Origin of the sequence: Sarcina sp. DSM 11001, assembly GCF_900101015.1 — a bacterium.
Lineage (GTDB): Bacteria > Bacillota > Clostridia > Lachnospirales > Lachnospiraceae > CAG-791.
In genome coordinates this window covers 1-25,252 of the sequence record NZ_FNFZ01000009.1, presented here as the reverse complement: position 1 = coordinate 25,252, position 25,252 = coordinate 1, and the positions used below count along the sequence as shown (strand labels likewise).

The 25,252-nt window shown below is 50.6% G+C and carries 24 protein-coding genes; 11 read left to right on the top strand and 13 right to left on the bottom strand.

Annotated elements, in window-relative coordinates:
* Positions 1-231: 231 nt before the first annotated feature.
* Complete coding sequence (locus BLT02_RS06105) at positions 232-1,635, top strand: hypothetical protein (protein ID WP_092992603.1); 1,404 nt, start codon at positions 232-234, stop codon at positions 1,633-1,635.
* Positions 1,636-1,786: 151 nt separating this feature from the next.
* Here BLT02_RS06105 and BLT02_RS06100 read toward each other — a convergent pair whose 3' ends face one another.
* From BLT02_RS06100 to BLT02_RS06080, 5 genes are all read right to left on the bottom strand, one after another.
* Positions 1,787-2,467 (bottom strand): CBS domain-containing protein, encoded by a 681-nt coding sequence (locus BLT02_RS06100; RefSeq protein WP_092992601.1) that lies wholly within the window; start codon positions 2,465-2,467, stop codon positions 1,787-1,789.
* A 179-nt stretch (positions 2,468-2,646) separates the two neighbouring features.
* Positions 2,647-3,357 carry an ABC transporter ATP-binding protein gene (locus BLT02_RS06095; RefSeq protein ID WP_092992599.1) on the bottom strand — a complete coding sequence of 237 codons (711 nt, stop codon included), beginning with the start codon at positions 3,355-3,357 and terminating at the stop codon, positions 2,647-2,649.
* 109 nt (positions 3,358-3,466) lie between these two features.
* Positions 3,467-4,240 carry an ABC transporter ATP-binding protein gene (locus tag BLT02_RS06090; protein ID WP_092992597.1) on the bottom strand — a complete coding sequence of 258 codons (774 nt, stop codon included), beginning with the start codon at positions 4,238-4,240 and terminating at the stop codon, positions 3,467-3,469.
* Positions 4,241-4,398: 158 nt separating this feature from the next.
* Positions 4,399-5,448, bottom strand: coding sequence for a branched-chain amino acid ABC transporter permease (locus tag BLT02_RS06085; RefSeq protein WP_092992595.1), 1,050 nt, complete (start codon positions 5,446-5,448; stop codon positions 4,399-4,401).
* Positions 5,449-5,481: 33 nt separating this feature from the next.
* On the bottom strand, positions 5,482-6,357 hold the full coding sequence (locus BLT02_RS06080; RefSeq protein ID WP_092992593.1) for a branched-chain amino acid ABC transporter permease: 876 nt from the start codon (positions 6,355-6,357) through the stop codon (positions 5,482-5,484).
* A gap of 469 nt (positions 6,358-6,826) precedes the next feature.
* On the opposite strand from BLT02_RS06080, the gene BLT02_RS06075 reads away from it, so the two are divergent.
* Positions 6,827-7,222 carry an IS66 family insertion sequence element accessory protein TnpA gene (locus BLT02_RS06075; protein WP_092992591.1) on the top strand — a complete coding sequence of 132 codons (396 nt, stop codon included), beginning with the start codon at positions 6,827-6,829 and terminating at the stop codon, positions 7,220-7,222.
* The gene (gene tnpB / locus BLT02_RS06070) at positions 7,215-7,397 is read left to right on the top strand and encodes an IS66 family insertion sequence element accessory protein TnpB (protein ID WP_092992589.1); all 183 of its coding nucleotides are present in this window, start codon (positions 7,215-7,217) and stop codon (positions 7,395-7,397) included. Before BLT02_RS06075 ends, tnpB begins: the two co-directional genes overlap by 8 nt.
* A 110-nt stretch (positions 7,398-7,507) precedes the next feature.
* Here tnpB and BLT02_RS06065 read toward each other — a convergent pair whose 3' ends face one another.
* From BLT02_RS06065 to BLT02_RS06055, 3 genes are read right to left on the bottom strand one after another with little or no spacing between them, the layout of a single operon-like run.
* On the bottom strand, positions 7,508-8,539 hold the full coding sequence (locus BLT02_RS06065; RefSeq protein WP_092992587.1) for a tyrosine-type recombinase/integrase: 1,032 nt from the start codon (positions 8,537-8,539) through the stop codon (positions 7,508-7,510).
* Positions 8,532-9,503: a tyrosine-type recombinase/integrase gene (locus BLT02_RS06060; RefSeq protein WP_092992585.1), complete on the bottom strand. Its 972-nt coding sequence runs from the start codon at positions 9,501-9,503 to the stop codon at positions 8,532-8,534. Before BLT02_RS06060 ends, BLT02_RS06065 begins: the two co-directional genes overlap by 8 nt.
* Positions 9,484-10,740, bottom strand: coding sequence for a tyrosine-type recombinase/integrase (locus BLT02_RS06055; protein WP_092992583.1), 1,257 nt, complete (start codon positions 10,738-10,740; stop codon positions 9,484-9,486). Before BLT02_RS06055 ends, BLT02_RS06060 begins: the two co-directional genes overlap by 20 nt.
* 457 nt (positions 10,741-11,197) lie before the next feature.
* On the opposite strand from BLT02_RS06055, the gene BLT02_RS06045 reads away from it, so the two are divergent.
* The gene (locus tag BLT02_RS06045; RefSeq protein ID WP_092992581.1) at positions 11,198-11,581 is read left to right on the top strand and encodes a hypothetical protein; all 384 of its coding nucleotides are present in this window, start codon (positions 11,198-11,200) and stop codon (positions 11,579-11,581) included.
* Positions 11,582-11,606: 25 nt separating this feature from the next.
* On the top strand, positions 11,607-13,448 hold the full coding sequence (locus BLT02_RS06040; protein ID WP_092992579.1) for an IS66 family transposase: 1,842 nt from the start codon (positions 11,607-11,609) through the stop codon (positions 13,446-13,448).
* Positions 13,449-13,718: 270 nt separating this feature from the next.
* Here the strand turns inward: BLT02_RS06040 and BLT02_RS06035 are convergent, their stop codons facing one another.
* Positions 13,719-14,933 carry an ABC transporter substrate-binding protein gene (locus BLT02_RS06035; RefSeq protein WP_092992577.1) on the bottom strand — a complete coding sequence of 405 codons (1,215 nt, stop codon included), beginning with the start codon at positions 14,931-14,933 and terminating at the stop codon, positions 13,719-13,721.
* 236 nt (positions 14,934-15,169) lie between these two features.
* On the opposite strand from BLT02_RS06035, the gene udp reads away from it, so the two are divergent.
* Positions 15,170-15,955 carry a uridine phosphorylase gene (gene udp / locus BLT02_RS06030; protein WP_092992575.1) on the top strand — a complete coding sequence of 262 codons (786 nt, stop codon included), beginning with the start codon at positions 15,170-15,172 and terminating at the stop codon, positions 15,953-15,955.
* Here the strand turns inward: udp and BLT02_RS06025 are convergent, their stop codons facing one another.
* The 3 genes from BLT02_RS06025 to BLT02_RS06015 form a co-directional block, all read right to left on the bottom strand.
* On the bottom strand, positions 15,956-16,255 hold the full coding sequence (locus tag BLT02_RS06025) for a glyoxalase (protein ID WP_092992573.1): 300 nt from the start codon (positions 16,253-16,255) through the stop codon (positions 15,956-15,958).
* A gap of 128 nt (positions 16,256-16,383) precedes the next feature.
* Entirely contained in the window at positions 16,384-17,967 is a 1,584-nt protein-coding gene (locus tag BLT02_RS18200; RefSeq protein WP_092992571.1) for a segregation and condensation protein A, read from the bottom strand.
* Positions 17,968-18,164: 197 nt separating this feature from the next.
* Positions 18,165-19,997 (bottom strand): Na/Pi cotransporter family protein, encoded by a 1,833-nt coding sequence (locus BLT02_RS06015; RefSeq protein WP_139187449.1) that lies wholly within the window; start codon positions 19,995-19,997, stop codon positions 18,165-18,167.
* A 653-nt stretch (positions 19,998-20,650) separates the two neighbouring features.
* Between BLT02_RS06015 and trxA the strand changes: the two genes are divergently transcribed.
* From trxA to BLT02_RS06000, 3 genes are read left to right on the top strand one after another with little or no spacing between them, the layout of a single operon-like run.
* Entirely contained in the window at positions 20,651-20,968 is a 318-nt protein-coding gene (trxA, locus tag BLT02_RS06010; protein WP_092992567.1) for a thioredoxin, read from the top strand.
* Positions 20,969-21,005: 37 nt separating this feature from the next.
* Positions 21,006-21,941 carry a thioredoxin-disulfide reductase gene (gene trxB / locus BLT02_RS06005; RefSeq protein WP_092992565.1) on the top strand — a complete coding sequence of 312 codons (936 nt, stop codon included), beginning with the start codon at positions 21,006-21,008 and terminating at the stop codon, positions 21,939-21,941.
* A gap of 45 nt (positions 21,942-21,986) precedes the next feature.
* Positions 21,987-22,604 carry a cytidylate kinase-like family protein gene (locus BLT02_RS06000; protein WP_175453716.1) on the top strand — a complete coding sequence of 206 codons (618 nt, stop codon included), beginning with the start codon at positions 21,987-21,989 and terminating at the stop codon, positions 22,602-22,604.
* A 326-nt stretch (positions 22,605-22,930) separates the two neighbouring features.
* Here BLT02_RS06000 and BLT02_RS05995 read toward each other — a convergent pair whose 3' ends face one another.
* Positions 22,931-23,866, bottom strand: a complete 936-nt coding sequence (locus BLT02_RS05995; RefSeq protein ID WP_175453715.1) for an AEC family transporter — start codon at positions 23,864-23,866, stop codon at positions 22,931-22,933.
* A 451-nt stretch (positions 23,867-24,317) separates the two neighbouring features.
* Between BLT02_RS05995 and BLT02_RS05990 the strand changes: the two genes are divergently transcribed.
* The gene (locus BLT02_RS05990) at positions 24,318-24,863 is read left to right on the top strand and encodes a phosphatase PAP2 family protein (protein ID WP_347474910.1); all 546 of its coding nucleotides are present in this window, start codon (positions 24,318-24,320) and stop codon (positions 24,861-24,863) included.
* 137 nt (positions 24,864-25,000) lie between these two features.
* On the top strand, positions 25,001-25,252 hold a 252-nt coding region (tnpA, locus tag BLT02_RS05985; protein ID WP_139187447.1), incomplete at its 3' end, for an IS200/IS605 family transposase.

The following is a 25,252-nucleotide window of genomic DNA, read 5'->3' as shown; positions in this document are numbered from 1 at the left end:
GGGATAGTTTTATATAGTCTATTCTACCATATTTACACAATACTATGCCAGCTTAAGCAATATTATGCCCAGCCGGCGGCGGAAAAACGCCTCGAATTTCGAAGGGGTCTGTACGGTAACAATTTCGAATCAGTCTGAAAAGTGACAAGCGCCTATGTACAGGAATGAAGATAGCAGATAAAATAGAATAAGAGCGAGTCTTGAATTGTTTCCCCCGGGAAGGAGTGTCAGATGGTTAAAAAAGCAATTGTAATAGCGGCAGTGATCGCAGCGGTGGTGCTGGCTGTGTTTTATTATAATATACACACTGCCCGGACTGCGGCCTCCGGCTCTATCGACGCGTATAATGAACTTGCCCGTTCCTATAATGAAAAAATAGAAAAATATAATGCAGCCGCTTCCAGTATCGCTGCTGCGAATGAAGAATTGCAGGGGGTTCTGAACGAAGCAGGTTCTTTAGCAGATCAGAATAAAAAAGCCTATGAACCCAGGACTCTGGAAAAGCTGCAGAAAGCCATAAAAACTGCAGAAGGCAGGCTGGTGGAGGCTCCCGTTCAGTTCGATCCGTTTGAAATGCGGGAGCTGCAGAGCAGTTTCAACAAAAGTGATCTTGAAATCCAGAAAATGGAGGCCGATGTAGCGGCAACCGGTGTTGAGGAAGCCATGACAAAGATACCGGAGATCCCTGCTGTGCCCGATTATTCTGAGCAGATCAAAGCGGTACAGGATGCACAGAAGAGTTATGAAAACAGTGTGCAGAAGCTGGCAAATGTTACGGCTCCGCCCGATGACTTTGTGAGCGGACGTCTCAAAAGGATCAGTACCGTTGTTGAGACAGGAGCTGTGACAAAAGAACAGGATCCCAATGGTCTTCTCGGCGAAAAAGGCGGCTATACCGGCTGTGTATATTTCCTTGATGAACGTGTGGACCGTGAGCTCCTTCCGGAAGAAGCGTTTAAGAAAGCTCCGGACGAAGACGAGGACGAGGAAGCGGCAGGCGCTTCAGACGAAGACCCGGCAGAAGCCGACACTGCCCGGGAAAACGCTGCGGAAGGCGGAACATCGGTTGAAAACGCGGCAGAAGCCGGAACTACAGCGGAAAGTTCTGCAGAAGCCGGAACTGCAGCAGACAGTTCTTCAGAGGCCGGAACCGCAGCAGACAGTGCCGCAGAAGTCGGAACCGCAGCAGACAGTGCCGCAGCAGCTGGAACTTCAGTGGAAAGCGCCGCAGCGGCCGGGGCTTCCGGAGAACTGGAGAGCAGCCCGGCTTCCGGGACCACATCTGAGGACACTGCGGAGGGCGGAACTTCTGCAGGAACTACTGCGGAGAATGCCGCAGCTTCAGAGACGGCCGCCTCTGAGATAAGTGAGGAAAAAGAACAAAAGCCGAAAGAAGTGATCGATGTGGTTATGATCGGTACAGTTGGCGGCGGCGCTGTCGAGATCTTTCCCACAGAAGAAGATGCACAGGCAAGAATAGAGTATCTCAGATTTTTTGAGGGGAGCCTGATGGATCCAGGCGCCTTTGATGTGGAAAAGACCTGTGTCATCCGGGCGTCAAAATATCTGGATGCCGTAGAGCAGAAGGAACTGATCGAGAAGATCCGGGAGGAACTGCTTGCAACAGACGAGTAGGAACGAATAAAAACAGGGAAAAAATGGAAACGAAAAACGGATGAACTGCGGGAGGCAGTTCATCCGTTTTTAATCCCATGAATTTTTTATTTCTGTTCCTGGCTTTCGGGAAGCCAGTTAATACTCTGCATATTCTTATGCTTGCCAGAAATTATAAATCGAATGTCTTGGTCGTTCCAAACTTGGTGGTCTGTGTGACATCGTTAAGTTTGTAACCGGCATCCTTCAGGATGCTGACCATGTTCTCGACGGAAATGGCTCCGGTTGCCTTGACGACGCATTCAGTACCGCGCTCCTTGGTGTGGTAAACGGCGAAGGCTTCCATATTGGCATCGTTTTCAGCGAGCAGTCTGGCGATTCCTACGAAAAATCCGGGAGTGTCGTCACACTGGAAAACAAAGCGCGTGCCCTGGTGTTTATAACCCAGTACGTCGGTGAATGCCTGGAAGATATCTTTTTCGGTGATGATTCCAACAACGTGGTTTTCGTCATCTATGACGGGAAGGACGGAGATCCCTTCGTCTATCATTTTCTGCGCGGCTTCTTCGATAAAGACATTTTCTTTGATCGTTTTGACATCCGTGAGCATGATATCTTCGACCTTGGTCTTGCTCAGGAGATAGTTGAGCTCATAAATGGACAGGGACGTCGCGTTTGCGCCGCTCTTTTCTGTGACCAGACCGCCGGTAACGAGGCCGACGAGCTTTCCGCTGTCGTCGACGATCGGGAGCCGGTGAAAGTGTCCCTTGGACATGATGTCCACGGCCTTGGAGATTTTGACGTCCTTCGTAATAGTGACGGGTTCTCTGGTCATATGGTCTTTAACGTACATCTTGCCCTCCTTGTAATTAGTCTTTTATATTTCTAGTGTGACGGCACACTAGCTGTGTTCAGCCCCCGCTGTGGCCGCCTGATATGACATAGCTGCTTGTTTTGTTATGGCCGCCTGCTTCTGCTATAACCACATTATGGCCGGGTTGTCTGAAAATGGAAAATGGTAATGCTGTTTTCTTACCCGCCCAGATAAGCTTTGCGGACGCGTTCGTCCCGGGCAAGTCCTTCGCCGGTGCCATCGAGTGTGATGCGGCCGGTCTCGAGGACATAAGCCCTGTTTGCGATTGAAAGGGCGCGTTTTGCGTTCTGCTCGACAAGCAGGATAGTGGTTCCTTTTTTATTGATCTCCTCGATGATCTGGAAGATTTCTGAAACGAGGAGAGGAGAGAGGCCCATGGAAGGCTCATCCAGGAGCAGGATGGAAGGCTTGGCCATGAGAGCCCTTCCCATAGCGAGCATCTGCTGTTCGCCGCCGGAAAGTGTGCCGGCTGTCTGTGTGCGGCGCTCGCCGAGGCGGGGGAAGGTCTGATAGACATCCTCCATGTCTTTTGCTATTTCTCCCTGATCCCGCCGCAGATAAGCACCGAGGATCAGGTTTTCTTCAACGGTCTGCTGGGCAAAAACGCGTCTTCCCTCCGGGACCTGGGCGAGTCCCATGCCCACGATCTTGTGGGCAGGTATCTTTGTAAGTTCCTGTCCGTCGAGGGTGATGCTGCCCTCCGCGGCCTTGATCAGGCCGGAAATGGCGTGCATGGTCGTGGTTTTCCCGGCGCCGTTGGCACCGATCAGAGTTACGATCTCTCCGTCGCGCACCTCAAAGGAGATGCCCTTGATCGCCTCGATCATGCCGTACCGGACTTTCAGATTTTCAACTTTCAGCATATTTATACCTCATGCCACCTGCCTGCTGCACAGGGGTGTAAGTGGATAATCGTTATAATTGCTATTGGCCGCAAATAAGATGTCTGCAAACAACATAAGCGACAGTTCCTGAGTATCAGTCGCCCAGATAGGCCTTGATGACTTCCGGATTTGCCTGGATCTCAGCCGGAAGGCCCTGGGCCAGCAGCATGCCGTAGTTGAGCACGTAGATGCGTTCGCAGATTCCCATGACCAGCTGCATGTCGTGCTCGATGAGGAGGACGGCGATCTCGAAATGGTCACGCACAAAACGGATCATCCGCATCAGGTCATCGGTCTCCTGGGGGTTCATGCCCGCTGCGGGTTCATCCAGGAGGAGAAGTTTGGGCTCGGTTGCCATTGCGCGTGCGATCTCAAGACGCCTCTGGGCACCGTAGGGGAGATTTCCGGCGGTCACATCCGCAAAGTCTCCCAGCTCCATGATCTCCAGTAACTCACGGGACTTACCTTCGATCTCGCGCTCTTTGGCATAGTAGCCGGGCAGGCGGAAGACAGCTTCAACAGGCGAATAGCGGATGTTGTTGTGGTAAGCTGTTTTGACATTGTCAAGAACTGTCAGATTGTTAAAAAGTCGGATATTCTGAAATGTCCTGGCGATGCCGGCCTTGTTGATATCCACAACAGTCTTTCCAGCGGTGTCTTTTCCGTCAAAAAAGATCGTGCCTCTGGTGGGTTTATATACTTTGGTGAGCAGGTTAAAGACGGTCGTCTTGCCTGCGCCGTTGGGACCGATCAGTCCTACGATTTCTTTATTGTAAATAGCGAGATCGAGATCATTGACGGCCGTCAGGCCGCCGAAATCGATTCCCAGCTCTTTGACTTCCAGAATGGGGGTCTCATTAGTGTTCATAACTACCTCTCATCTATAAGAACCGTTTACAGCCCTTATTTCTGAACATGCAGCTGCCAGTGTGGGCGGCTGCTTCATAAACGTGCCTGTTTTAAAATGGAATACTCTTTTGCCGGCTGCAGAACGCGGATCAACAAGTCAAGTCATCCGCAGACAATTTATGCCTTTTTCCTGCGCAGGGATCCCATTTTTGTTTTCAGCACATTATTATTTGTGACAAGCATGATCACGATGAGGATCACGGCATAGATCAGCATGCGGTAATCCTGCAGTCCGCGCAGAAGCTGAGGCAGCAGGAAGAGCACAACGGTCGAGATCAGTGTGCCGTTAATATTGCCGAGTCCGCCGAGGACGACATAGACCAGGATCAGGATCGATGTATTATAGTCGAATTTGCTGGCGACCATGGTGGAATAGTTGAGGCCGTAGAGCGCGCCCGCAGCGCCTGCGAGGGCAGCGGAGATCACAAAGGCCATCATTTTGGTGTTGGCGATGTTGATGCCGATCGATTCCGCGGCGATCCTGTTGTCGCGGGCAGCCATGATCGCGCGGCCGTTCCTGGAGTAGATCAGGTTGTAGACGACGACCAGGGCAAAGAGGACGAGAATGGTGCCGGCCGTGAAGGTGGCGATCCTCTCTGTTCCGGTGGCGCCCATGGGGCCGTTGATCAGAAATTTCCCGCCCGGTTCAAGATCAAATCTGCTCTCCACAAAGCTGACCTTGATCCCCGTGCTGTCAAAGGCGACGTACAGGTTCATGATCAGATTCATTACGATCTGGCCGAAAGCCAGTGTGACGATGGCGAGGTAGTCGCCCTGGAGCTTCAGGACCGGGATACCGATGAGGAAGCCTACTCCCGCGGTGAGCAGCATGCCCACGATGATCGCAAGGATCAGACGGGGGATGGCCGGAAGGGTTCCTGCCAGCAGGCCGGAGACACAGACACCGGAAAAGGCACCGACTGCCATGAATCCCGCCTGTCCCAGATTAAGTTCGCCGGAAACGCCGACGTTGAGGTTAAGGCCGATCGCCGCGACCAGATAACAGGTGGCGGGGACCAGCAGGCCCTGAAACAGATTAGAAAGACTTCCTGAATGGAGGAGCACCTCCAGAATGATATATGCGGCGATCACCATTGTATAGGAGATCGTTCTGCTGCGATGTCTGCTGTCCAGAAGATAGCCGAAGATTCCTTTACTATTTTTCATAATATTAAACTCCCTGTCTGCCCGTCCGGGGCCTTAAACCTTTTCGTTGATCTTCTTGCCGAGAAGCCCGGCGGGCTTCACCAGAAGGATGACGATCAGCACGCCGAAGACGATGACATCGGACAACTGTGTGGAAATATAGGCTTTGGAGAGGATCTCGATGATCCCCAGCAGCAGTCCGCCCAGCAGGGCTCCGGGAATAGAACCGATCCCGCCGAAGACAGCGGCCGTGAAGGCCTTGATGCCGGGCATGGATCCGAGCGTAGGAGTGACAGTAGGGTAGTTGGCGCACAGGAGTACAGCCGCCACAGCGGCAAGACCCGAGCCGATGGCAAAGGTGAGGGAGATGATGCCGTTCACATTGATGCCCATCAGTCTCGCGGCATCTTTATCCTCGGAACAGGCTCTCATGGCGCTTCCCGTTTTGGTTCTGTTGATGAAGAGCGTCAGGCAGATCATGACAACGATGCAGGTTGCGATCGTGACCAGGGTCAGATAAGCGATGGACAGATTCCCGATCTTCAGCGCACCGGAGGAGATGATCGCAGGGAACATCTTGGGGGAAGCGCTCCACAGAAGCTGGGCTCCGTTCTGCAGAAAATAACTTACGCCGATCGCAGTGATCAGGACGGCAAGGCTGGACGCCTGCCGCAGAGGCTTGTAGGCGAGCCGCTCTATGACGACTCCGAGAACCGTACATCCCAGAACAGCCACCAGAATTCCGGGAATCAGCGGGAGGCTGAAGCGGTTCAGTGCGAAGAAGGCGATGTAGGCGCCTACCATGATGACATCACCGTGAGCGAAATTCAGCATCTTGGCAATGCCATAGACCATTGTGTATCCAAGGGCAATGATTGCGTATACGCTTCCGAGCCCCAGGCCGGTTACCAGATTGGACAGAAATCTCATTGTTGATCAGTTCCCCTCTTTCAGATTTTATAATAAGGTCATCAGGCTTGTTTTCCGGAAACAGTACAAGATTTTTGCAAAAAAGTACAGATTTCCTGTAAAAAAGAAACAGAATGTACAAAAATGCTCAGAAAAAAAGGCCTGTATAAACCCGATTAGGGACTATTATAGCACGTATTTCCTCTATGGAAAAACGATAAACAAAAAAATAGTGATAATTATGGTAAATCACATTGGTGAAACAAAAATGATGAGACAGAATAGAAAACACAGACGGAGAAACAGGATGAGAAACAGAATGGAAAACACAGACGGAGAAACAGGATGAGAAACAGAATGGAAAACAGAATGAGAAACAGAATGAGAAACAGAATAATGGAAGTAAGCGTCAAATAGTTGTTGTCTGTTTCGAGAACCCTGTCTTTGATAGAATCAATTGACTAATGATTCTATCAATGGAGGCAGGGAGATGTTAAAGAAAACGAAGGAATTCCGCCTTGCGGAGTGGAAAAAGATCCTGGCCGAAGCCAACACAAGCGGCATGAGCAAACGTGCCTGGTGTAAGGCTAACGGGATCTCCGAACGTAAACTCTACTACTGGCAGCATCGTATCTGGCAGACTGAAAGCACTGGGCATCACCTGTCCGAGAAACAGGAGCTCTCAGTAAGTCTCTCCGGATCCCTGCCTGATAACAGGTTTGTAGAGGTGGATCTCCAGTCAGTCAGAGATATGGCAGACTCTTCAGCTTACCGCCAGACGGGAAAAGGTCTTGTCCTTCAATGCAGTGACTGCAGGATCTTTGTCACAGAAGGGGTAAGTGAATCCACTCTTTCCACAGTCCTGAGGGCCGTGAGAAATGCTTAAGGAAGCTTCCGGTATCAAAAAGATCATACTCCGGTGCGGCCGGACCGACCTTCGCAAGGGGATCGATGGACTGAAGTCCATCGTCAGCCTTCACTACGGACTGGACCCCATGGAAGAAGGTACGCTTTTCCTCTTCTGCGGCACACGGGCCGACAGATTTAAAGGACTGCTGTAATTCCGACATCGGAATTATAAAAGTTATTCCGATGTTTTAGTTATTCCGACAGAATCAAGAAAAACATATATGAATCATGTTATGATCTCGATTCTATCGGAATAAGTTATTTACGCAAGGCCATACAGTTTTTTGATAAGCTCATCATTATTCTTCCATTCAGGAAGATCTGTTGCTGCAGCATTTCTTCCCTGGCATTTTTCAATTGCAGCTCGTTTCATTTCTGTATCCGCATATGCGTAAATCCGAGTTGATATAACTGATGCATGTCCCATATACTCAGCCAAAAGCTGAAGCGGCATTCCATGGCGATACAAGTGCATCGCACGGGAATGGCGAAATTGATGTGGTGTTACTTTGGCTGGTACTTCTTCACATTCCGCTTTTGCCATGGCTGTATATTTTTTCAAAAACCTCGCTACGTTGTCATCAGACATTTTGTTCCGTATTCCGTGTGCAACTGTATAAAACAGCCAGTCTTCTTTCTTTGTATCCTCGGAGTGGAATACGCTGATGTATCTTTTTAAATGACTGGCAGTCTTCTTCATGAGCAGCACCTGCCTGACTTTATTGCCTTTTCCTTCAAGCCTTACTTTTGGACATCCTTCATTAAGGTCCAGTGAATTCAGACGGAGGTTCAGCATTTCGCAGTCCCTTGCGGCAGTATCATACATGGTAACCATAAAACACATATCCCTGAGTCCGATCCTGGTGCTGTCATCCGGCTGCCGGAGAAGGACCTCCATAGCCTTCTCACTCAGAAACGCAACCGGCTCCCCGGCTTCTTTTGCGGTCAAGATCCCGGATGCTTCCATTGACAATGCCATCAGCTCCGGATTGGATATCCTGGCATATTTCAGGAATGAACGTATTGCAAACAGGCGCTGGTTCCTGGTAGAAGCCGACACATTCCTTTCATTTTCAAGGTAGACAAGATAGTCGCTTATTGTAGAAGCATCCCAATTCCTGAATGATATTTCATCATATCGGACCTTCTTTTTTTGTGTAATATAAGTCAGAAACTGGTTTATACATTGTTTGTAGGACTTTATTGTATAGCTGCTCAATCCACGCTGTTTTGGCATGTATACGGTCAGGAATGCCCGTATCTTTTCAAACATTTTCCTGCTTTCATCAGTCATCACCAGTCACCCCCGGTATGATTTCTGAGAACTGCTCAAGATCGAACCCCGCCATATCAGAGAAAAGTTCCGGCAGAAAATGAAGGTAATACAGGGTATGCTGGTACCTTGTATGCCCCATATATGCACTTAATCCGGGGAGAAGTGAACTGATATCTTTGCCGTCCTTATGCCACTGGTATATACGATGGGTTGCAAAGGAATGACGAAAGCTGTACATGTTTGGCCTTTTTGTGCCGGACTCCTTTATCCCTGAACCATCGCGACAATGCTCAAAAAGGTATTGGTGTGCGTCTTTAGAAAGTCGCCCCCCCTTCCTGTCCACAAACAGTGCAGCACTTCCAGGAAAAACAGCTGCTATCTTACCAAGATAGTCTCGCGTAAGAGACAGCAGTTCATCCGGCGCGTAAATAACCCTTTCCTTGTTATATTTAGATTCTCTTACAAATATTCTTCCTGTTTTAAGGTTTACGTCTTCCCGGTCCATGCGTCTTGCTTCGATAGGACGCAGTCCACAGCAGTACATGTACCTGAACATGACAGGGGCTACTATGTGCCGGACCGTTGACTGGTAATACCGGTCCATCGTATCCGTATACAGGAAAAAATCCCTAAGAGATTCACTGGAAAATATGTATGGCATGAGTGGCATATCTCCGCCCTTCAGCCCTTCGGGAAGAATAAAAGCATCTTCTCCCATCATAGCAAGGTATTTGCCGAACTGGCGTACTGTTGTTATCCTTGAAATGTACCCGTTTGAAGTTTCAGTATCTTTGATGACAGACCATCTCATTACCATGTCTTCTGTCAGTGAGTCTTCTTCCGGATACTCCGCAAGACAGAACCTGTCAAAATCCAGTAAATGATATGTCTGGGAATCATACACATGGCCAAAGTCCTTTTTAAACTTAATGAATGCTTCTTCTTTCTGCCGGAGGGCGCTCTCAAACTTCATTCTGATCATGGTGCTCCTCCCTTTCGTTCAACTCAGGCATAGGGAGGGCACAAAGCCGAAGCATTCGTTCTGAAACAGAGATGTACCCTTTCGTTGCCTCCTTGTCCTTATGGCCCAGGATCTGTGCTACCATTTCAAGGTTTTCCCCAGAATCTACCAGTGAAGTTCCCAGGCTTCTCCGGAAAGTATGCATGTTGATTTTCTCCGATGCAGGACGGGTTATTCCGGCTTTTTCCATAAGCTTTTTAAGCCGCTGGCACAGAAGGGCAGATGTCATAGCACTGTCAAAATATGACTTTTTTAAAAACACATAGGGCAACGGTGAAGGCCCCCTGGCGTTCAGGATATAATCAGCCAGGGCGTCTCCGCTCTCATATGAGAATGGAACTGATATCTGGGTGCCTGTTTTTTTCTGAATGATATTCAGTGAAGCCGTACGCCAGTCAATATCCGTCAGCTTCAGGTTGCATATATCAGAACTTCTTAAACCGCAGTCAATTGCCAGCATTATGACAGCCTTGTCACGTTTTCCGACATCTGAACTTCTGTCTGGAGCCGCCGCCAGTTTTCGCTTATCAGCGTCTGAAAAGATCCCGTATATTCTTTTATGTGGCGTATCCCATGCTTTTATTGCAGCAAGTATGCCGGGCTGTACTTTTCCGCTTTCGATCAGGTACAGATAAAAATGCTTTAGCGCTGACGCTGTGCTTTTTATTCCAGCCGGCCGGAGTTTTTTCATGTGTGATAAAAAAGCAATGAGGTTACATGCATCAGCCTTAAGGATGCTGATCCCGTTCTCTTCCGCATAAAGGATATATTGTCTTATGATGTTCTCATCACGCTTAATTATAGACTCCGCATGCCTGCTCTCACTTTTTTCAGTTGAAACATAGGCAGCCAGTAAAGCTTCATTTTCAGTGCTTCCGTGCGGTTGTCCGAATAATGGCGCACGTTCCCAGGTGATATGTCCGTTTTCAATAAACTGAAGCATACGGAATGCCAATCTCCTGATCCGAAGGAGTTTGTCCTTTGAAATGCTTCCTGTTTCAAAAGCATTGCCTGTCCGCTCGATTCCATGTCTTATTATGTTTTCTGCATCACCTCCGTTATAATCATCACAGAAATCCCGTTTGAAAACTTGATAAGTATATCTTGTCCTTTTTAGTGTGGCTTCTGAATAACCAAGCCCTGCCTTCAAGTTTTCTGCGATTGTATCCCACTCAGGATAGTTGTTTGTTGCTTTCATAGGTTGTCCCTCCTGTATTTAATTGATACAGATAGGGAATTACTTATTCCGATATTTTTCAACCGATTCTCTAAAATATCTTGTATTTACAGCCAATAGGTCGGAATAACTAAAACATCGGAATAACTTTTATGGGAAGGTGACGGTTTTGTACTCATTTATAAACGCCTTTCCTTTGACGGCCGTTTCCAGTGGCCAAGGGATTCCGCTGAAGCACGTGACATAACGCCGGAGCAGTACCGCCTCCTGATGAGCGGGTTTACATTGGAAGGAACTGTAAGACGCGGTCCCAAAACGGGAAAGTCCGGCAGAAAACGCAAGTGACAAGGGCGCGGATCTCCGGGACCATTTCCCCGGGGTGTGACATATTTTTTAAAATAAATGTCACTTTGTTATTGCATAATTCTCCAATAAGTGATATAATAGAGATAGTTAAAATGTCACATGGAGGTGAATTATGGCGATCATCAAACAGTACCACAAGGATACAGATACTACTTATGTTTATGAGTCAACGAGTTACTGGGACGCGGAAAAGGGGCAGTCCCGCTCAAAGCGCCGGGTGATCGGGAAACTCGATCCGGAGACCGGGGAGATCATCCCGACCGGAAAGCGCGGAAGGAAGAAAAAGGATCCGGACCAGGATGTCCGGCAGGACCAGGCCCTGTCTGCCCTGACAGCACAGATCAGCGACCTGCAGCAGCGCATCCTGGAAAAGGAAGCCGTTATCAGCAGCCAGAATGCCGAGATCCGTTCCCTAAGGGAACAGAACGGCAGGCTCCAGAGGATCATCCACAAAGTACAGATGCTCTGTGCGGACGAGAGCCCGGCACAGGACTGATCGTGCTGTAAGGGAGGGTGCCGCCGTGACTGCTGATGAGATCCTGTTCCGTGAGGAACTGCAGACAAAAAGCCGCGAAGAGCTCATAGAGACTGCCTGCCGCCTCATGGGGGAACTGCGCGCTGCGCAGATCCGTCTGGACGAAACATCGCGCGGGATCACGGAGATGTCGCTCCAGTTCAGCCAGATGCAGGATACCGTCCGGGGGCTGGAATCAGAAAACCGTTTCCTGAAGGAGGAAAACGAGCGCCTGACTGCAAAGTCCACACTCAGGACAAAGGATGTCTTCGGACGCAGCACTGAGAAGGCAGATGATATCCTGAGATCATGTCTCCAGGGCAGTCCGGATGACCCGCTGGATGAAGACGCATCCGACGAGAAAAAGGACGGATCCGGAGGAGATGGGAAAGAGGATGCACATGACGGCCCTTCCTGTACTGGCAGAAAGCATGGGACCGGTAAAAAGAAGGGCACCCGTTCTGCAAACTTTTCCAGTCTTCCGCACGTGAAAGAGTTTGAACTGAACATTGAGGAACTCAATGAGACCTATGGCGAGGGAAATTGGCGCATTGCGTTCTGGCGGTGCCGCCGGACCATAGAGAGCCAGAGGACCGTTCGTTATGTCAGGGAAGCCTATGCCCCGGTCATTTCCATCGGGCTGGAACACATGATGAAGTCTGTCCCCCACCGGAACGTGCTGCTCTGGAACAGCTATGTGTCCCCGTCCCTGCTCGCTGAGATCTTCTATAATAAGTTCTGCCTCTCTCTCCCTTTCTACCGGCAGTCACAGGACATGGCCAGAGAAGGGGTGATCATATCCAGGCAGACCATGTCCAACTGGTGCGTAAATCTCAGCCTGGACCTTCTGGCACCGGTATATGACTTTCTGTCAGCCTTGAATAAAAACCAGCCATACCATCAGTGCGATGAAACGACCCTTACCGTCATCCGGGACGGCCGGAGCGCAGGGACTGTAAGCTACATCTGGGCACATGTCACAAGCGAGCTGTCGGAAGAAAGGAAGATCTTCATCTACTGCTATGAGATGACCCGCCACACGGACCATCTCCGTTCCTACTATTCCAAGGACCAGGGGAAACGCTTCATCTCATGCGATGCGTATACTTCGTATCATACCTATGAAAAGGAGATGGATGGATCGGTCATCATCAGTGGCTGCTTCATGCATGCGAGACGGCGGTTTGCAAATGCCCTTCAGGTCGTCGATATCAGCGGGATGACTGAAGAGGCTGTGAACAGCCTTCCTGAAACTAAGGCGATACAGCTGATCGCAGAGATCTATATGCAGGAAAACCCGCTGAAAGAACAGTCTCCGGATGAACGGCATCTGCGCCGCCAGTCTGACGTACGCCCGAAAGTGGACGCATACTTCGACTTTATACACAGTTTCGATCTCAAGGATCCCGCACTCTCCGCCACATTCAGGGACGCTGTCAGCTACTCGGTCAACCAGGAGCCTTATCTCCGGCAGTTTCTTGAAGACCCGCATATCCCCATCGATAACGGATTCTGTGAACGCAGCTTCAAAAATCTGTGCGTGGGGCGCCGCAACTGGCTGTTCTGCAACACACCGGACGGAGCCGAAGCCACGGTCATCGTGTATTCCCTTATCGAGACAGCAAAAGCCAATGGCGCCAATCCTTACTACTACCTGAAGTACCTTCTGGAAGAAATGCCTAAGCACATGGAGGAGGAAGGCCGCAGCTTTCTGGAGGACATGGTGCCCTGGTGTGATAGGTACCGGAAATACGAAGAGGCACAGATCCGTCTGATCGCCGCCAGATCAGTTGGTGAGGATCAGGAGAAGCCGCTTACGCCAAAACGTAGAAAAAGACGGGCATCCTGATCCGCCATCAAGTGAAGGCTTTTGCGGAGTCTACAAAAAATGATGACATTTTTTGTAGATATTGAATGTGGCGATACAATCTGTCAGAAATGATCTACAAGATCATCTCTGACAGGAAAATCTAGACACTAACTATTTGACGCTTACTAATGGAACGCAATGGTGAAACACAAGGATAAAACTCCCGGACCGTGAACGATCCGGGAGTTTTTCGGGAGCTGCGGTTTTGCAGCAAAGGTTCTATTTCTGTTTCTGATTGATTATTCTTGATTATTCTGCAGCAGGGACATACTCGCCGTTTTCGATGATCATAGCCTTGGGGGCCTTGGTGACTTCGCCGTTCTCATTCCAGGTCATGTCTGAGCCGGTGAGGCCGTTGAAAGTCATTGAAGTGAACTGCTCGACCATCTTTGTGCAGATCTCGTCGTTGCTCATGTCAGCGGTGATGCCGGCAGCCTCGCAGGCCTGTGCCATGGCATAGACGCAGTCATAAGCATCTGCCGCGAACTGGTTCGGGACTTCGCCTGCTTTTGCCTTGTAATTTTCCACGAAAGTCTTGGTCAGCTCATCCTCTGCATTGGCAACGAAGGGAGTGAGCAGGTAGACACCTTCTGCAAGGGAAGTGTCAAAGCCTTCCACGCCGAGGATTCCATCCATGCCGTCCACACCGAAGATAGTGGGCTTGTAACCCATTGTATTGGCCTGGGTCAGGATCTGGGAAGCAGGGGTGTAGTAGATGGGCAGGAAGAGGAGATCAGCCCCTGCAGACTGTGCATCCTTCAGCTGTACGTTGAAGTCGCTCTCTTCACCCTTGAAGGTGCCTTCATAAACGATCTCGAGGCCTTCTGTTGCGGACTGGGCTTTGAAGGTGTCGAAGATGCCCTTGGAATAGGGATCATCGTTCTTATAGATGACAGCGACCTTGGTGCCGAGGTCGGGATGGGCTGCGATGTAGGTCGCGCTTCCGGAACCCTGGTTAGGATCGGAGAAGCACATCTGGAAAACGTTTCCGTATGCGCCTGTCTGTCCCTCGCCGTCCGCATAGATAACGGAAGGGCTGGATCCGGAAGGAGTGATGGCAAAGATCTGATTTTCCTGATAAAGAGGAGCAACTGCAGCGCCGGGGGCGGAGGTGACCGTCGCGAGGGAGATCTGCATCTTGCCGTCCATCAGGGTACCGAATGCTGTCGCTGCCTCTTCAGCATCGTGCTTGTCATCTTCAAACTGAAGCTCGAACTGTACACCGCCCTTGGCGTTGACTTCCTCAACAGCCATCTCGGCTGCTGTCTTTACAGCGTTGCCGTAAACTGCTGCGGGACCTGTCAGAGGACCGGATCCGCCGATTTTGATGGCTCCGGAGGGAGCTTCAGATTCGGTATTCGCCGGTGCGCTGCTGGAACTGCTGCTGCCGCCGCAGGCTGCCAGGGAAGCTGCCATGAATGCAGACATGGCAACTGCCAGAGTGGTTTTCCAGAACTTTTTCATAACATGTTACCTCCTGTATGATAAATAGGCTTGTAAAATATCATCGCATATTATAATGCTAATTTTTATACTTTACAATATTAAAAAGACAAAGGAGGGGACGGTCTGGACTGTAACGGGCTGTTAAGACGTTACTGATCTGCAGTATTTTGAGTTTGAATACGCGGATATCTGATATAATGATACTAAGGTCAAAAGTGATATCACGGGCAGTCAGATAAAAAAGGGGGTAGAAAATGAAGAATTATTCGGAAGATCAGTCAAAGCAGTACCACACTCAGGTGGGAAAAGGGGATGTCGGACGGTATGTCCTCATGCCGGGAGACCCCAAGCGGTGCATAAAGATCGCAAAGTATTTTCAGGATGCGCAATTGATCGCCGACAGCAGGGAGTATGTGACCTATACGGGATTTCTGGACGGGGAAAAGGTCAGTGTCACTTCGACCGGGATCGGGGGTCCTTCAACATCTATCGCGATGGAGGAACTGAGCCTCTGCGGAGCAGATACTTTTGTCAGAGTCGGGACATGCGGAGGAATGCAGACGGAGGTCAGGAGCGGGGATATCGTCATCGCGACCGGCGCCGTTCGTATGGAAGGGACGAGCCGGGAATATGCCCCGATCGAATACCCTTCGGTCCCTTCGCTGGAAGTGGTCAATGCATTGGTTCAGGCAGCGGAAAAGCTGGAAGCGCCCTGCCACACGGGTGTTGTCCAGTGCAAGGATTCTTTTTTTGGACAGCACGAGCCGGAAAAAATGCCCGTTGGTTATGAACTGACCCGCAAATGGGAAGCCTGGAAAATGCTGGGATGCCTGGCATCGGAGATGGAATCCGCCGCCATGTATATAGTCGCCGCAAAGCTCCACGCCCGGGCGGGAACCTGCCTGCTGGTCGTAGCCAATCAGGAGAGGGAGAAGCTGGGGCTCCCTAACCCTGTCGTCCATGATACGGATCTGGCTGTCCGCGTCGCCATTGAAGCCGTGCGCTCCCTGATCCGCCGGGATAAAGAGAAGACCACATGATCAGCCTTCCACGATCAGATATCTGCCGTCGCCGACAGCAAAGACTTCCGCCGCGGAGAAGAGGTCTTCTCCTTCTATATCTGTGCCGGCTTCTTCAAAATAAGCCCGGACTTCTCTTTTGGATCTGACGACAACAGCGAAGCACATTTCCAGAAAATCTGCCGCTTCCTCCGGAGTGGAAGCTACCTTTTCCGGAAAAAGCTGGAGCTGCTTATCCAGAAAGCACTGCAGGACTTTGCTGTCATAATCGGGATGGGAGAAGCCTTTTGAGGCCTTTGGAGAGTCTTTCTTCTGTGTCATGAACAGATCCTTTCTCTTGCGTTCGCTGCCGCATCCGGCGAGCAAGACTCGCGAGCAAGTCTTGAATGATTATTATAGGTACGACGCCCTGCCTGTCGCGGGGCGTCGTTTTTTGCCCATCCTGGTCATCACGGATGACCCCATCTGCGCATAAGACGTTTTTCTTCCCAGGCAGGATCTTCACACCGCATCCGGCGGGAACCCGCAAAGCCGCGGAAAGAAGACGAGGGGGCGGTTCCCGGAACGCTGCCTCTGCGGCCGCCGAGTCCACTGTACCGCGGAAGCTTTCCGTGCCACAGACGATCGGAAAAGTGCAGGAAAGCGGCGGGGGAACAGTCATCCGGGCAGTTTTCTGCCTCCTGAGGGCTGGAATCCTCTGCCCCCGCAGGGACAGGAGCGTCTCCTTCCTGAAGACCGGAGGTGTTCTGATCCTGGAAAAGGGAAGTATCTGTCCCCGCAGGGACAGGAGCCTCTTCTTCCTGAAGATCAGACGGGTCTGATTCCTGAAGGTTGGGAAGGAAATCCTCATCCCGGAGGACAGAGAAGTCCGTCTCCTGAAGGTCAGAAACGGTTTCATCCTGGAAGAGAGGTGTTTTAATCTCCTCAGGCAGTGTTAAAGGCGGAAGGGGCATTGGAACAGCGGTTTCAATGACTTTTGCATCACGAAACGCGAGGAGAGGCATGCTGGAATTACGGGGAGGGTTTTCCTTTTCTATTCCTTCGTCTGCCTGAGCAGGACCTTCCGGCAGCGGTTCTTCATCTGCCTGAACAGGAGCATCTTTAGACAACTCTCCGCCCTCTGGCGCAGCTTCTTTCAGCGGACGATCTTCATCTGCCTGCGGGCTGTCTGCCGTCAGCCTGTCTTCATCTTCGTCTGTCTGGGAAGCTTGTTCAGGGCTCCCGGTTAAGACAACATCCGCAGTTTCCTCCGGTGCAGCCTCAGCGGAGGCGGGTGTACGGTCGGACGGGACGGTCTCGATCAGGATCTTTCCTCCGATGGAATCCTGTACGATCTGCACTTTCTGCGTTTTCATCAGTTCCAGAAGTATGAGAAAGGTCACAATGACTTCTTCCCGGCTCTCCTGGGACTCAAGAAGGGCTCTGAAATCCGTGCGGGGATGTACTTTCAGGTAAGCACGGATATAGAGAGATTTGGATTCGATATTGACCTCTTCGGGCCGGATCTTTCCGAAACCGCCCCGGATTGGATCCCGCCTGCTTTTTTTTCTGCGCAGGACCTCTCCGAATACCTTCTGCAGGCTGTTCAGATCGGTTCCTTTCAAAAGCTGGCCGTAGTCAATGGGCGGCTGGTAGGTGCGAACCTCCCGCGGCAGGTTCCGCGAGCGGAAGTAGCGCACACCGGCCTGTTCCCGGCAGACAGAAAGCTCTTCGGAGAGATATTTATACATCTTGTATTCCAGCAGCCGCTGGACCAGCTCTTCACGGGGATCGGCTTCTTCCTCGCCGGTCTCACTGTCTACTTCCCGGGGAAGAAGCATGCGGCTCTTGATATCCAGAAGGGTCGCGGCCATGACCAGGAACTCGCTGGTCACGTCCATGTCCTCGCGGTCCATCTGGTGCACATACTCGAGGTACTGGTCGGTGATCTTTGTGATCGGAATATCGTAGATGTCTATTTTGTTTTTTTCAATCAGGTGAAGGAGAAGGTCCAGCGGGCCTTCAAACACCGGAAGCTTCACAGATATGGGCATAACAGTGTTCAGCGCCGTTCCCGTGCATGGGAGGGCAGAGAGTTTGTACAGAGTGCAACACAGTAATCTGCATTATAGCATGAATCCGGCAGGGCTGCAAAAGGCCATGCCGGCCGGATCATGTTTCCGGTGAGCATGGCCTTTATAAACTGAACTATTGACTGAAATAACCTGTCGGTGTCGAAATCTTATCCGCTTTATTCGACGGGGGCGTATCCGAATCCCGTGGAGGATGCTTCGACGAAAGGAGCGGCGGATCTGTCTATGGAGGACACGACGCTGATATCGAATTCCTTCTTGTATTCCTCATAATAATGCTCATAGACAGAGCTGCGTTCCTCGTGCAGGTTTGTGAGGTATTCGTGCATATCATAGGAATCATGTCCCAGGACGATCATGGCAATGGCGATATTGGAGCAGTGGTCGGATATACGCTCACAGCCGCTGATGATATCGTTAAAGACAAAGCCCTGGGCGATCGTGCAGACCTTTTTCTGCAGGCGGTCCACATGATTGAGCTTCATGGTATCGCAGAGGTTGTCGATGAGCTCCTCAAGAGGCTCGATCCGCTCGGCAATACTCAGATCGTTGTCTGTAAAGGCCTGTGTGGCAAGATCGACAGCCTTTTCCACAGCGGAGGCCATGACTTCCAGCTCGTGGCCTGCGTCGCCGGAAAAGCTTCCGAATTTTTCGCGGGCCTTCTCACATCCGATGGCGATGACCAGAGCCTGGTCCGAAATGAGCTCAAGGTCCGAGATGGTGTGCAGGTATTTTGAGACGTATTCCTGCTGTTCGATCGTCATTTCCTGTCCTGTCAGCTTGACGAGATAGGTCCCGAGTGCGTCCTGATAATCGTCCATCGCCTGTTCCAGCTTCCTGATCTCTTCTATATGATCGATTTCAGGATGCCGGACCATTTCCAGGGCAAGCATTACGCTTCTCCGCGTGTGAGTGGCCATTTCATTGATGGTGATACGGCACTGCTCCAAAGCCATGGCAGGATGTTTGAGCAGCATCTCTTCCAGATGGACAGCGGGGATCTCATTTTCGTCCTTTTTCTCTTTGACCAGATTCTGGACAAGAGTGTGAATGAGGTTCACGAAGGGAAAGAGCAGGATGACCATGAAAAGACGTATGATGGAATTGACACCTGCTATGGAAAAAGGATTCATGACGTTGGTCATAAACGGGAAGTGCAGGATCGCATTCGCGGTGTAAAACACAGCGGAGACGACGATGGTACCCAGTATGGTCGCGATCGGATAAACGGCTGCCACACGTTTGCCGTTCGTATTGGCGCCGAGTGCTGTGAGCATGACAGGCGCTGCGGCACCGATAGAAATTCCCAGGAGAATGGGAACGGCCTGTTCAAGCTGGATGGCGCCTGTAACGGACAGGGCCTGCAAAATACCAACACCTGCGGAGGCGGACTGCAGGACGGCTGTGAACAGTGCTCCGATGAGAATACCCAGTACAGGGTTGGACATGGTAGTGAGGGCGGAGACAAAACGGGGGTCGCTGCCAAGGCCGCTCACAGAGCCGCTCATCATGCTCATGCCTCTCATCAGGACAACGAATCCCATCAGGATGTCCCCAACATGGCGGCCGGACGGCTTCTTTGCTGTCATGCGCATCAGGATTCCGATCACTGCAACGATTCCTGTCAGTGTTGCGGTGGAAAGGAGCTCCGCGAGTCCGCTCCCGGAATCGAGATAGCTAAGGCAGATCACCCAGCCGGTGATACTTGTTCCCAGGATCGCTCCCAGAATGACACTGATTCCCTGTGCCACTTTCATCATGCCTGCACTGACAAAGCCGACGATCATGACGGCGGTGGCTGACGAGGACTGGATCACTGCCGTGACCCCGGTGCCCAGCAGCACTCCGCGAAGGGGCGTACCGGAAAGCTTGTAGAGGATAGGTTCCAGCTTATCGCCGGAGAGCTTCTTGAGGCCGTCTCCCATCAGAGACATGCCGAACAGAAACATGGCAACTCCGCATAAAAGAGCAATTACGTCTGATATTCCCACAATTCTCCCTCCTGAATATATGACCGACAGTTCCGATCTTACAGTGATTTGGCGCGTGCGAAATTTTCACACATATCCATATTGTAACAGGTTTGTAAACCATATGGAACGATTTATATAAAAAACTTTAAACTGCCTTTGCCGGTCATAAAAGTAACCGGTATTCCCGCATGTTATTTTTCCGGACTACTTCCTGTTTACCGCAGAAGAGAAAAAAGATACAATATATATAAAGAAATATAACAGCGGTGCAGGAGGGAAGCCTCTGACCGGAAAACGGTTGTTGACAAACAGAGGCGGATATGTATAATTAAATTGTAAACAATTTAATTGCGTTTAAGATAACCGGCGGGATTTTGTGTCCGGTCTGCAAAAGACCGGCAGGGGGCCCGCTGTCAGAGACAATGACAACAGTATTGGCGGTTGAATTATCTGGCTTTTGTTTTATGCTCTCTGTTTTATGTTATCAACAATCGCGATTCAATAGTTACGATGCAGCGGTTACGATTCAACATTTACGATGCAACAATTTCAATCCAATAATTGCGATTCACAATTACGATGCAGTGGTTACGATCCAACAATTATGATTCAACAATTATGATTCACAACTAAGATGTAATGATTACGATTCAAGAAAGGATTGGTGAAAAATGGTTTACACATTTACAGCTGAAAATTTTGAGGCAGAGGTTCTGAACAGTTCTATCCCTGTATTTGTTGATTTTTATGCGGACTGGTGCGGTCCCTGCAAGATGATGTCCCCTGTGATCGACAAGCTGGCGGACGAATATGAGGGAAAGATCAAGGTCGGCAAGATCAATGTGGATGAGAATTCAGAGCTGGCTATGAAGTATGGCGTCATGAGCATCCCGAACATGAAGTTTTTCAAGGGCGGACAGGTCGTCGACGAAGTGATCGGGGCAGTGCCGAAGCCTGCTATGAAGCAGAAGTTTGAGGCTAATGCGTGACGAAACAGTTCCGAAACATATCTGAGAGGAGTGTATTATGCATGATCTGATCATTATCGGCGCGGGACCTGCAGGTCTTTCTGCCGCGATCTATGCTTCCCGGGCTGAACTCGATTATATCCTGATCGAGGAGAATTTTGTCAACGGGGGACAGATCATCGATACCTACGAGATCGATAATTATCCGGGACTGCCGGGACTGTCGGGGATGGATCTCGCCCAGAGAATGGCGGATCACGCGGAGAAGCTCGGCGCGGAGGTGATCAATGCCTCTGTGGAAGGTCTGGATCTCGAAGGAAAGATCAAAAAGGTCATAACGGACGAGGGTACCTTTGAAGCCAGAGCGGTCATCATCGCCTCCGGCGCCGCCCACAGTCATCTGGGGGTCCCGGGAGAAGAAGCCCTGGCGGGCCGGGGCGTGTCCTACTGCGCCACTTGTGACGGCGCTTTTTACCGGGGAAAGACCACAGTTGTCGTAGGCGGCGGAGATGTTGCCGTTGAAGATGCCATTTTCCTTGCCCGGGGCTGTGAGAAAGTCTATGTGGTGCACCGCCGTGACGAGCTCCGCGCCGTGAAGACGCTGCAGACGGCTCTGTTTGCCCTGCCCAACGTTGAAATGGTCTGGGATTCCAACCTCAAGTCCATCAATGAGGGCAGTCCGGAGTCCGGGAACAAAGGTAAGGTTTCTTCTGTCACTGCAGTCAATAAAAACGATGGCTCCGAGCGCGTGATCGACACTGACGGTGTCTTCATTGCAGTCGGGATCACACCCCGCTCCGGCTTTGTCGGGACCGGGATCAAGACCAATGCCGGCGGTTATATTGTAGCCGGCGAAGACTGCGAGACCAGTATCCCCGGCGTATTTGCCGCGGGGGATGTGCGCGCCAAACAGCTCCGTCAGGTAGTCACCGCCGTCGCGGACGGGGCCAATGCCGTGACAAGTGTGCAGCGCTATCTGCTGGAAAATGATTAAAGCAGTGAGCCAGACCCGAAACCTCAGTAAAGAAAAATGCGCCTTATGACAGCTGAAAAGGAGGACAAGATGGAGAAGGTCATGATTACGATCGGCAGACAGTTTGGCAGCGGAGGACACAAAATCGGCGAGTATCTCGCAAACCGTCTCGGCTTGTCTTATTATGATAATGAACTGATTCTGCTTGCTGCCCAGAGAGGCGATCTCCATGTGGAGCACATCCGCGAAATGGACGAGATGATCCAGAATCCCTTTTCCTTTGACAAGAACGCGGAGGTCGAGGATACACTGGAGGAAACTGTGTTCCAGCTTCAGCAGGAAGTGATCTGCCAGCTGGCGGAAAAAGAGGGGGCGCTTTTTGTCGGGCGGTGCGCGGACGAAGCGCTGCGCAAAGCAGGCTACAAAGTGCTGAGCATTTTTATCGCTGCCCCTCTGTCCCAACGGATCGCCAGAACCTGCCGCCTCCAGGGGTTTTCAAAAGAAGAATGTGCCGAGCTGACAGAACGCAAGGACAGCTCCCGGAAGGCATATTATGAGAAGCACACCGGAAGAAAGTGGGGGGTGCCCGAATCCTACGACCTGTATTACGATACATCTGAGAACGATATTGCCTACATCATTGTAGACATCATCAAGAAATACAAGGAACTCTGCAACGGGTGACGGACTCCTGCATAACAGAGACAGGCGCCGATGAGTTCAGGGCAGCTGGTTTACGGCAGTGATTATTCAATAGCATAATGTGACTATTCAACAGCATAACGAAAGAGACCTCTTTAACGCTGATCTCGGCGGAAAAAGAGGCCTCTTTCTATTTATATTCTTCATTTATATCCTTCATCGAGGAATATTATATTCTTCATCGAGAAAAATCCCCATGTTTTCATACATGGAATACACGCGTAAAAGGGAAAACCTCACGCGGGGTGTAAGACTTGCGAGCGAGTCTTGGATCTGCATCGCGCAGTATCCTTGACTTTAGACCGGCGTTACAGGAACAAAGTGGAAAAAGCCAGGTCGATCAGCGGTATGGTGAGGATACAGAACAAATTGCCAAGCATATTGTAAATGCCTGCAGGAACCGGATCTCTGTCATAGAGAGCGGCAAGCTGGGGCACATTGGCCGCGGGAGGCGCGGCAATGGCCAGAAAAGAGATGCGCAGGACAGGGATAAATTCCGGATGGCGCGGTAGAAAACCGCTGACGTACAGGACACCTAAAGCGAGAAGCGGGAAGATGATCAGGCGGATCAATAGGATGGGATAAGCCCTCCGGAAAGTCATGATCTCTTTCAGGCTTCCTCCGGCCAGCGACATGCCGATCACAAGCATGGAGACGGCACCGATCGCGCTTGCCATCATATCCACGGCCGTCCCGACCGGGCCCGGAAGAGGGATCCCGGTCAGCAGGAGGAAGATCCCGATCAGAAAGGCGATCACATTGGGATTGCGGAGGACATCTTTCCAGATGATTCTGCTGTCGCCCCTCATCTGTGTGTTACAATGTGTCCAGAACAGCAGGTTGAAGGTGAGCTGGTAGGCACTGCCGTAAAATACCATTTCCGGTCCCATTGTCATACTGATGATCGGGAGAATGAGGTTTCCGCAGTTGGTGTAAATGACGGACATTTCCTCAACGACATTGATAAAACCCAGCCTGCGGAGGAGGCTTCCCAGGCCGATAAAGCCAGTCTGCACCAGGAGGGAAAAGACCAGGGCGGCGATGTAGCCATGCAGCCGCTCCGGAGTGAGCTCCACCTGCAGAGCCGAGATGATCAGGCAGGGACCCAGAGCGTAAAGCGAAAGCTTCGCTACCCGCTTGCTGTCCTCTGCATCCAGAAGGCCGGTGCGGACTGTTGTAAAGCCGACTGCCGCGATAAGCATCATGGAGAACAGCTTATTCATCAGGAGCAGACTTGTATTCATTAAGCAGATCCTTTCACAATGCGGCCCCGGATTTTCAGCAGGCCACATCAATTGATACCTTACAGGGTGAATATAAGGGGGAAAAATATAACAGGGTAAATATACAACAGGAAACAGTGTGTTTTCAATTAAAATAGTGGATATATACCAGACGTACAGACCAGGCCGTATAGAATCTGCTGAAAAAGATCTGTTTTTCTGCGCTTTTCAATGTAGATTCAAGTTTTGCCTGCTATGGTTTCAAAAGGAGTGCATGTCAGGAGAGTCTGCAGACAAGGAAAGACGTGGGGAGAGACCTTGCATGCATCGGAAAGAAAAAGATGTTGATTAATCCGGCAAAGTCTTTTATGATGCTTATGTTTGTCTGATAACAGAATTTTTTCGCTCGCGAAAGAACATTCGACATGGAATGAATATCTTAATGTGATGAACAGGAGAAAAAAAGGGTATTATGTTTGAAGCTATACAACAGATCGACTTTCAGATTCTTGACTGGATACAGCAGAATATGCGGACACCATGGTTGGACTGGCTCATGCCAAAGATCACCTTTCTTGGCGAGGCCGGCTTGTTCTGGATTCTGCTTGCAATTCTGTTCCTTTTGTGGAAACCCCGGCGGCGCTGCGGGATGAAAATGCTTGCGGGGCTTGCAGGCGGATTTCTTCTCTGGTCAGTGGGGTTGAAAAAGTTAATTGCCCGGCCCCGGCCCTGCTGGATCAACGAGGGGATGGAAATGCTGATCAGGATTCCCAGGGACTTTTCATTCCCGTCCGGACATTCCGTTGCGGGATTCACTGCAGCCGTCATCATTTTCCGCCACAACCGGCGCTGGGGGATTCCGGCCCTGATCCTGGCTGCCCTGATCGCTTTTTCAAGACTGTATTTGTATGTCCACTTCCCGACGGATGTCCTCGCAGGAATACTCATCGGGATTCTGACCGGAATCGCTGCGGATGTACTGATCGATCGTTTCATTATAAATAGAAAATCATCATAAATGAACTGTCCTAATCCCCCAGCTATGCTGGGGAGAATGGAATAAGCAGTAGCGTTGTGACGATCAGCAGAAAGCCTCCTTTGCTATAATGATGATGGTCTCGCAAGCCACATCATATAGCAAAGGAGGCGGTCCAAATGGACAACCAAAGTCTATCACATACGAGGTGGAAATGCCAATACCATGTGGTCTTTATTCCAAAATATCGTAGAAAGGTTATGTATGGGAAAGTCAAGCAAGACGTCCGGGAGATAATCAAGACACTGTGTGAATACAAGAAGGTCAAGATTACCGCTGGGGCTGTTTGCGTTGACCATGTACACCTTTGCATCGAGTTGCCACCCAAATACAGTATCTCCAGCTTTATGGGTTACCTCAAAGGCAAGAGT

Coding starts and splice junctions, on each gene's coding strand:
- BLT02_RS06105 (WP_092992603.1), top strand. CDS start 232: ATGGTTAAAAAAGCAATTGTAATAGCGGCAGTGATCGCAGCGGTGGTG.
- BLT02_RS06100 (WP_092992601.1), bottom strand. CDS start 2,467: ATGTACGTTAAAGACCATATGACCAGAGAACCCGTCACTATTACGAAG.
- BLT02_RS06090 (WP_092992597.1), bottom strand. CDS start 4,240: ATGAACACTAATGAGACCCCCATTCTGGAAGTCAAAGAGCTGGGAATC.
- BLT02_RS06085 (WP_092992595.1), bottom strand. CDS start 5,448: ATGAAAAATAGTAAAGGAATCTTCGGCTATCTTCTGGACAGCAGACAT.
- BLT02_RS06080 (WP_092992593.1), bottom strand. CDS start 6,357: ATGAGATTTCTGTCCAATCTGGTAACCGGCCTGGGGCTCGGAAGCGTA.
- BLT02_RS06075 (WP_092992591.1), top strand. CDS start 6,827: ATGTTAAAGAAAACGAAGGAATTCCGCCTTGCGGAGTGGAAAAAGATC.
- tnpB (WP_092992589.1), top strand. CDS start 7,215: ATGCTTAAGGAAGCTTCCGGTATCAAAAAGATCATACTCCGGTGCGGC.
- BLT02_RS06065 (WP_092992587.1), bottom strand. CDS start 8,539: ATGACTGATGAAAGCAGGAAAATGTTTGAAAAGATACGGGCATTCCTG.
- BLT02_RS06060 (WP_092992585.1), bottom strand. CDS start 9,503: ATGATCAGAATGAAGTTTGAGAGCGCCCTCCGGCAGAAAGAAGAAGCA.
- BLT02_RS06055 (WP_092992583.1), bottom strand. CDS start 10,740: ATGAAAGCAACAAACAACTATCCTGAGTGGGATACAATCGCAGAAAAC.
- BLT02_RS06045 (WP_092992581.1), top strand. CDS start 11,198: ATGGCGATCATCAAACAGTACCACAAGGATACAGATACTACTTATGTT.
- BLT02_RS06035 (WP_092992577.1), bottom strand. CDS start 14,933: ATGAAAAAGTTCTGGAAAACCACTCTGGCAGTTGCCATGTCTGCATTC.
- udp (WP_092992575.1), top strand. CDS start 15,170: ATGAAGAATTATTCGGAAGATCAGTCAAAGCAGTACCACACTCAGGTG.
- BLT02_RS06025 (WP_092992573.1), bottom strand. CDS start 16,255: ATGACACAGAAGAAAGACTCTCCAAAGGCCTCAAAAGGCTTCTCCCAT.
- BLT02_RS18200 (WP_092992571.1), bottom strand. CDS start 17,967: ATGCCCATATCTGTGAAGCTTCCGGTGTTTGAAGGCCCGCTGGACCTT.
- trxA (WP_092992567.1), top strand. CDS start 20,651: ATGGTTTACACATTTACAGCTGAAAATTTTGAGGCAGAGGTTCTGAAC.
- trxB (WP_092992565.1), top strand. CDS start 21,006: ATGCATGATCTGATCATTATCGGCGCGGGACCTGCAGGTCTTTCTGCC.
- BLT02_RS06000 (WP_175453716.1), top strand. CDS start 21,987: ATGACAGCTGAAAAGGAGGACAAGATGGAGAAGGTCATGATTACGATC.
- BLT02_RS05995 (WP_175453715.1), bottom strand. CDS start 23,866: ATGAATACAAGTCTGCTCCTGATGAATAAGCTGTTCTCCATGATGCTT.
- BLT02_RS05990 (WP_347474910.1), top strand. CDS start 24,318: ATGTTTGAAGCTATACAACAGATCGACTTTCAGATTCTTGACTGGATA.